General features: G+C 61.8%; 7 protein-coding genes. All 7 read left to right on the top strand.

The window, feature by feature from the left end; all coding sequences use genetic code 11:
• Positions 1 to 497 precede the first annotated feature (497 nt).
• The 7 genes from DEA06_RS16290 (at position 498) to DEA06_RS16260 (ending at position 6163) form a co-directional block, all read left to right on the top strand.
• Positions 498 to 734, top strand: coding sequence for a heavy-metal-associated domain-containing protein (locus tag DEA06_RS16290; RefSeq protein ID WP_017791819.1), 237 nt, complete (start codon positions 498 to 500; stop codon positions 732 to 734).
• Positions 735 to 785: 51 nt separating this feature from the next.
• Positions 786 to 2825: a cation-translocating P-type ATPase gene (locus DEA06_RS16285; protein WP_116649065.1), complete on the top strand. Its 2040-nt coding sequence runs from the start codon at positions 786 to 788 to the stop codon at positions 2823 to 2825.
• Positions 2826 to 2840: 15 nt separating this feature from the next.
• Positions 2841 to 3272, top strand: a complete 432-nt coding sequence (locus DEA06_RS16280) for a cupin domain-containing protein (RefSeq protein WP_017791817.1) — start codon at positions 2841 to 2843, stop codon at positions 3270 to 3272.
• Positions 3273 to 3307: 35 nt separating this feature from the next.
• Positions 3308 to 4213, top strand: a complete 906-nt coding sequence (locus DEA06_RS16275; RefSeq protein ID WP_116649064.1) for an NADP-dependent oxidoreductase — start codon at positions 3308 to 3310, stop codon at positions 4211 to 4213.
• A 77-nt stretch (positions 4214 to 4290) separates the two neighbouring features.
• Positions 4291 to 4878, top strand: coding sequence for a class I SAM-dependent methyltransferase (locus tag DEA06_RS16270; RefSeq protein ID WP_240607001.1), 588 nt, complete (start codon positions 4291 to 4293; stop codon positions 4876 to 4878).
• 48 nt (positions 4879 to 4926) lie between these two features.
• Entirely contained in the window at positions 4927 to 5655 is a 729-nt protein-coding gene (locus DEA06_RS16265; RefSeq protein ID WP_116649062.1) for a Crp/Fnr family transcriptional regulator, read from the top strand.
• Positions 5656 to 5665: 10 nt separating this feature from the next.
• Positions 5666 to 6163: a hypothetical protein gene (locus DEA06_RS16260; protein ID WP_346427041.1), complete on the top strand. Its 498-nt coding sequence runs from the start codon at positions 5666 to 5668 to the stop codon at positions 6161 to 6163.
• Positions 6164 to 6240 lie beyond the last annotated feature (77 nt).

The raw sequence follows: 6240 nt of genomic DNA, 5'->3' as shown, positions 1-6240 counted from the left end.
TCACCACGATCGGCGTCGATGAGCACGTCTGGCGGCACACCAGGTTCGGCGACAAGTACGTGACGGTGATCATCGACTGAATTGGCCTGGTTCTTGTTCCGACCGGTTTCCCTGTCAGCCGGTCGGTGACAGAAGCGTCTCGGTTTCAGCGTAGTACGCCTGTTCGACCTCGATCGGAGTACGCATATCGAGTTCCCCGTGGAGCCGCTCATGGTTCCACTACCGCACGTATTCGAGGGTCGCAAGCTCGACCTGCTCGACCGTCCGCCAGGGCCTTGCTGACGGATCAGTTCGGTCTTGTAGACCTTCATGGCGCCCAGCAGATCAACCAAGAAGCGACTCGCGGCACCCAAGTAGCTGGTGAGCCACAGAGAGGAGCTCCGAGCACGACTTGATCTAGGTCAAGGCTGAGGCTCTGTCAACACAATAGTCTGGGTCGTGAAGGCCAGGAACCTCCTGGTCGATCCCCGTTTCGGGGTGAAGCGAAAGGACTCATCATGGCGAACGCTACTGACACCACCCACACTCTGCTGCGCGCCGAGGGTTTCTCGTGCCCGTCGTGCGTGACCAAGATCGAGAAGCAGGTCGGCAAGCTCGATGGCGTCGAGAACGTGACGGTGCACTTCGCCTCGGGTCGCGTTGAGATCGACCACGATGAGACAAGAAGTTCCGTCGACGATCTCATTGCTGCTGTCGATAAGGCCGGCTATAAGTCGAAGGCCTCCGCGTTCTAGCCAAACGGCTCCTCACGCACTAAGTTCACCAATTCGAAAGGCGGCACATTCGTGAACGCGTTCCGTAAGTGGCGGTATGGCAACTGGTTCATTCCCGTTGTCTCGGGCCTCCTCATTCTCGTGTCGTTCGGCGTCGAAAAGCTCTTCGGCGGCAGCTGGAACGTCACGGTCGGTCCGCAATGGTGGATCGACGCTGGCGAACACGCCCACGGTTCTGGTCATGTGTTTACCCTTGCGAACGCGTTCATGCTCGCCGCAGCAATTGTCGCGGGGTACGGAATCGTCGTGAAGGCCGTCCGGGCACTGCTCGTAAAGTTCATCAGTATCGACCTGCTCGTATCGATTGCAGCGATCGGCGCGACACTCATCGGCAACTTCTGGGAAGCTGCCGCCGTGACGTTCCTCTTCGCGATCGGTCACGCACTCGAAGCCGGCACGATGAACAAGACCCGTGCAGCGCTCGCTGAGTTGGTCGCGGTGGCCCCCGACGTTGCAGTCGTGATGCGCGACGGTGAGCAGGTCGAGATCGCCGCACATCAGGTGCGCATGGGCGAGATCGTGCTCGTAAAGAACGGAGCGAAAGTTCCCGTCGACGGGCAGGTCGTGTCAGGCACCGGAGCGATCGACGAGGCATCGATCACGGGTGAGTCGATCCCTGTCGAAAAGACGAAGTCAGATCACGTGTTTGCGGGCACGATCTCGCGGGGCGGATTCCTACAGGTCATGGCGACCGGCATCGGAGCCGACACGACGCTCGCGCGCATCATTCACCGTGTCGAAGAAGCGCAGGATGCGAAAGCGAAAACGCAGGCATTCATCGACCGATTCTCGAAGTGGTATACGCCCGCGGTGATGGTACTCGCGCTTGCGGCGGGCCTCATCTCTGGTGACGTAGTGCTCGGCCTCACGTTGCTCGTGATCGGTTGCCCGGGCGCGCTCGTCATCTCGATTCCCGTGGCGATCGTAGCGGGAATCGGCCGCTCGGCCCGCAACGGGATTCTTATCAAGGGCGGCGAGTACCTCGAAACCTCGGCCAAGATCTCGGCCGTCGCAGTCGATAAGACGGGGACTCTCACCGAGGGCCGCCCGGTACTCACCGACATCGTTGTGCTCAATCCTGAAGCGGATCGGCGCGAGGTGCTTCGCTGGGCAGCCGCCGCAGAAGCAGGGTCCGAGCACCCACTTGCCCGCCCGATCCTCGACACCGCACGAGAAGAAGGAGTGGCCCCCGAGGGCCTTCCGGGATCGGTCACACCGGTCGTGGGCAAGGGGATCGTGGCCGACGCTCACGGCAAGCGGGTACTCATCGGTAACCTGCCGCTGCTCGAACAGTACGGGATCGTGAACGACGCGGGGGCGGCTGTGGCTGCGAACAAACTGGCAGCGGCAGGCAAGACCCCCATGATTGTCGCGGTCGATGAGAGCGTGCTTGGCGTAATCGGTGTCGCAGATACGATCCGCGAGGATGCCCCCGAGATGATCAGGCGCTTGCACGCTAGCGGGGTGCAGAAGGTGGTGATGCTCACCGGAGATACGCGCCTTGTCGCCGAAGCCATCGGTGAGGCGGTCGGTATCGATGAGATCCATGCTTCGTTGCTACCCGAGGACAAGCTCGACGCTGTCGCGCGGCTGCAGCGCGAGGGGCACACGGTCGCGATGGTGGGCGACGGCGTGAACGACGCCCCGGCCCTCGCGACCGCCGACATTGGTGTTGCCATGGGGGCAGCGGGCTCAGCGGTGGCCGTGGAGACGGCAGACATTGCCCTGATGGGCGACAACCTCTTGAAACTGCCCGAAGCAATCGGCCTCGCCAAACGCACCGTGAACGTCATGCGCCAGAACATCTGGATCGCGCTCATCACCGTTGTCGTGCTGCTCGTCGGGGTCTTCGCAGGGGGTGTCACGATGGCTATCGGCATGCTCGTGCACGAGGGATCGGTGCTCATCGTAATCCTCAACGCGATGCGCCTGCTGCGCAACACCCAAGGAGCCACTGCGTTGTCGAGGAGTGAACGCGCCCGAGCCGCACATGAAACAGGCCGCCCGGTCGAACCAGCCACGGCCCAGAGTTCATCCGAACTTCCATCTTGAGAAAGGACCACACACATGAGTGAGAACCAGTTCAGCGTCGGCGAGAAGGCGACGCACTTCATCATCGACGAGGTCGCGAAAGCAAACACGAATTTTCGTCAGGTGCTCTGGACGGGAAAGCATTCCCAACTCGTTGCGATGACGATTCCGGTGGGCGGGGAGATCGGCGACGAGGTGCATGACACCACCGACCAGTTGCTGAGTTTTGTGTCGGGCAGCGGAGAGGCCGACCTTGACGGCGAGACGCACACCGTTGATGCTGGCGACCTGTGCGCTGTCCCGGCCGGTACTCGCCACAACTTCCGCAACACTGGCGATGAGCCTTTGGTGCTCTACACCGTCTATTCACCTCCGGAGCACGCAATTGACGCGGAGTATGCCACGAAGGAACTCGCTGATGCGGCAGAGGCTTCGGGTGAAGACGCTCCGCCACAGGCAACCACGTAAGTGTCACTCACCTGGAGAATGAGGAGAAGTCAATAATGTCGAAAGCGCTGGTCTTCGCCGCCTATGGCGGCCCCGAGACGCAGGAACTCTTTGAACGCCCCGCTCCGGCGCCTGGGCCTGGAGAGCTCGCGATCGAAGTGAAAGCGGCCGGGGTGAACCCTGCTGACTGGAAGATCCGTGCGGGGCAGATGGGCTCCCACTGGCCGCTTCCCGCACCGATGGGCCGAGAGGCCTCCGGTGTCGTCACCGCCGTAGGCGCAGAGGTCGAGAACTTCGCTGTCGGTGACATGGTGCTCGGCCTCGCGGCCAAAGGACAGGGAACGTTCGCGAAGCACACGGTGTTGGATGCGGCACAAACCGTCCAGAAGCCCGAAGAGCTTTCCTTTGCTGACGCTGCAGCACTGCCTGTCGCAGGGGCGACTGCGTATGACGTGACGCATCAGATCGAGCTGGAACCTGGTCAGACGATGCTGATTCTTGGCGCCGGAGGTGGGGTCGGGCTGATGGCGGCGCAGATCGGCAATGTGCACAAGTTCACGGTCATCGGTGTGGCCAGTGCAGCGAAGCAGGAACTGGTGGAGTCGACCGGTGCGACGTTCGTTGCCTCCGGGGAGGGTGCGGCTGACCGGGTGCGTGCCATCGCGCCGGAGGGTGTTGATGTGCTCATCGACCTGGTCGGTGGGCAGGCGCTTCGTGATCTCGCGGTCGTCGCCAAAGACCCGAGCGTCATCATCAGTACCGCAGACCCGACCACCGTGCAGCAACTCGGTGGCGTAGCGGTGGTGCGCACGCGTGAAGGGCTCGAGAAGGTCACCGGCGTCGCCCAGTACGGTCTCATCGATCCGCAGGTGACGGACCGGTACAGTCTCGATCGGGCTGCGGAGGCCGTCGCCATGGTGGAGGCTGGGCACACTGCTGGCAAAGTGATCATCGAACCATGACTCAGCGGCCTGAGGCACCGACGGACGCCGTATTCACAGCAGCACGGACGTCTGATCCTGTGGCCTTAATAAACCGGGTGGCCGATGCATACGGGTCGCCTGAGGTTGATATCGAGGGCATTCTCGGTGCCGAGATCTCACCGGATGACCCTGATCGTGCGGTCATCGAGCCGTGGGCCGCGGCAGTCGATGGCCCCATTCTTGATGTCGGCGCGGGTACCGGGCGTTGGACCGGTCACCTCGCACGCCTCGGACACACGGTGGAAGGGCTCGAGCCATCGGATCGCCTCATCACGATTGCCCGAGCCAGACATCCCGCGGTTGTGTTCCATCACGATTCCATCGAAGATCTCGCCCGTTGCGAGACCCGCTGGGGCGGGATCCTCGCCTGGTATTCGACCATTCACATGAGCTTAGAAGAGCTCCTACACGCGCTCGTAACACTGCGCACTCGGCTGGGTGACGGCGGATCGCTGCTGATGTCCTTTTTCGCGGGGCCGCGGCTAGAGGCATTCGACCATCCGATCGCCGCCGCATACCGGTGGCCGATGAACAAAATGGTCGAAGCCCTCACCCACGCCGGGTTCGAGGTGATCGGGCAGCGCTCGAACCCGCGGACGCCCCACGCGTACATCACTGCACGCGCCACCCCTGGCTTCAGCTGAAGCGCGGGTGTTGTGCCACGAGTCGCCATACTAGAAGGGAAGGGAAGGGTGCCGTTGGCTGTTTCAACCGATGTGGATGCTGATCCAGCAAATGATCTCTGCGTGGCCCGTGTACCACTGTTTCAAGGGCTCACACATGCGCAGCAAGTGGAAGTTGCGGGATTTGCACGTACCGTCCGATTAGACGCTGTCGAGCAGGCGTATACAGCAGGCTCGGAGATGTCGCAGTTGATGGTGGTGCACACCGGTCAGGTGAAGATCGCTCGCACAAGTGCGGCTGGGCACGAGCAGGTGATCCGGGTCCTCGGGCCGGGCGACTTCATCGGAGAATCCGCGTTTCTCACCGGCACGAGACCCGATCACGCAGCAGACGCGCTGGTGTATACCGAACTGTGCGTGTTCCGTCATGCCGATCTCGGGCGTCTCGTCGAGAAGCATCCGAGCATCGGGCTGCGCATGCTGCAAGGAGTGAGTCAGCGCTTGGATGATACTGAGGCGCGACTGGCTTCTGTCATCTTGGGAAACGTGAGCTCTCGTCTCGCCGATTACCTGCTCTCGCTCCCTGCGACGCCAGGGCCGCGAGGAGCCATCGACGTGACGCTGCCGCTCGCAAAGAAGGACATCGCTTCGCTCCTGTCCACGACACCAGAGTCCCTCAGTCGGCAACTTCGCAAACTCACCGACACCGGGGTGATCTCACAACAGGAACAGGGGCGGATCACGATCACTGATGTGACCGCGCTCACCGCACTCTCAACCCTCTCGAAGAGAGACTGAGAACAGCACCGTGCCAGCCCAGACCATCGCCCCACGTACCTCGGAAGCGTCACACGCAATGTCATCGACGGTGGAATTTCTTCGCAACCGCAAGCTCATGATGTTCGTGCTCGTCGGTTTGGCGACCGGGGTTATGCTCTGGCTGACCGGCGCAGAGATGGCTCTCGGGGTCACCGCATACTTGGTGCTCGGTATCGTGATCGTGATCACCGCGATCGACATGTTCAAAGATCTGATGCGCGGGCATTGGGGGCTCGACATTCTTGCGGTCATCGCCATGATCGCGACACTCGCCGTACAGGAATATGTCGCGGGGCTCATCATCGCGTTGATGCTCACCGGAGGGGAAGCACTCGAAGACCTCGCCGCTCGCCGCGCGAGCCGAGAACTCGACCAACTGTTGAACCGAGCCCCGGCATTCACGGGTCGAATTCACCCGGTAACAGGTGAGGTCGAACGCATCGCGATCGAAGAGGTGAAAGTCGACGTTATTCCGAGGTCTGCATAACGTCGATTGTTCCGACTCTCGGATTATTCCGATCGCAGCGTAAGCGGCCCTCTGTGGCGTGGGGAGTCACATGACGG

The sequence above is a fragment of the Microbacterium sp. Gd 4-13 genome (genome assembly GCF_003095395.1).
Taxonomy (GTDB): domain Bacteria; phylum Actinomycetota; class Actinomycetes; order Actinomycetales; family Microbacteriaceae; genus Microbacterium.
This window is presented reverse-complemented; position numbering and strand designations above follow the sequence as displayed.

What these genes read in the sequence shown, in the direction of transcription:
- DEA06_RS16275 (WP_116649064.1), top strand. Translation starts at nt 3,308, where the DNA reads ATGTCGAAAGCGCTGGTCTTCGCCGCCTATGGCGGCCCCGAGACGCAG.
- DEA06_RS16290 (WP_017791819.1), top strand. Translation starts at nt 498, where the DNA reads ATGGCGAACGCTACTGACACCACCCACACTCTGCTGCGCGCCGAGGGT.
- DEA06_RS16280 (WP_017791817.1), top strand. Translation starts at nt 2,841, where the DNA reads ATGAGTGAGAACCAGTTCAGCGTCGGCGAGAAGGCGACGCACTTCATC.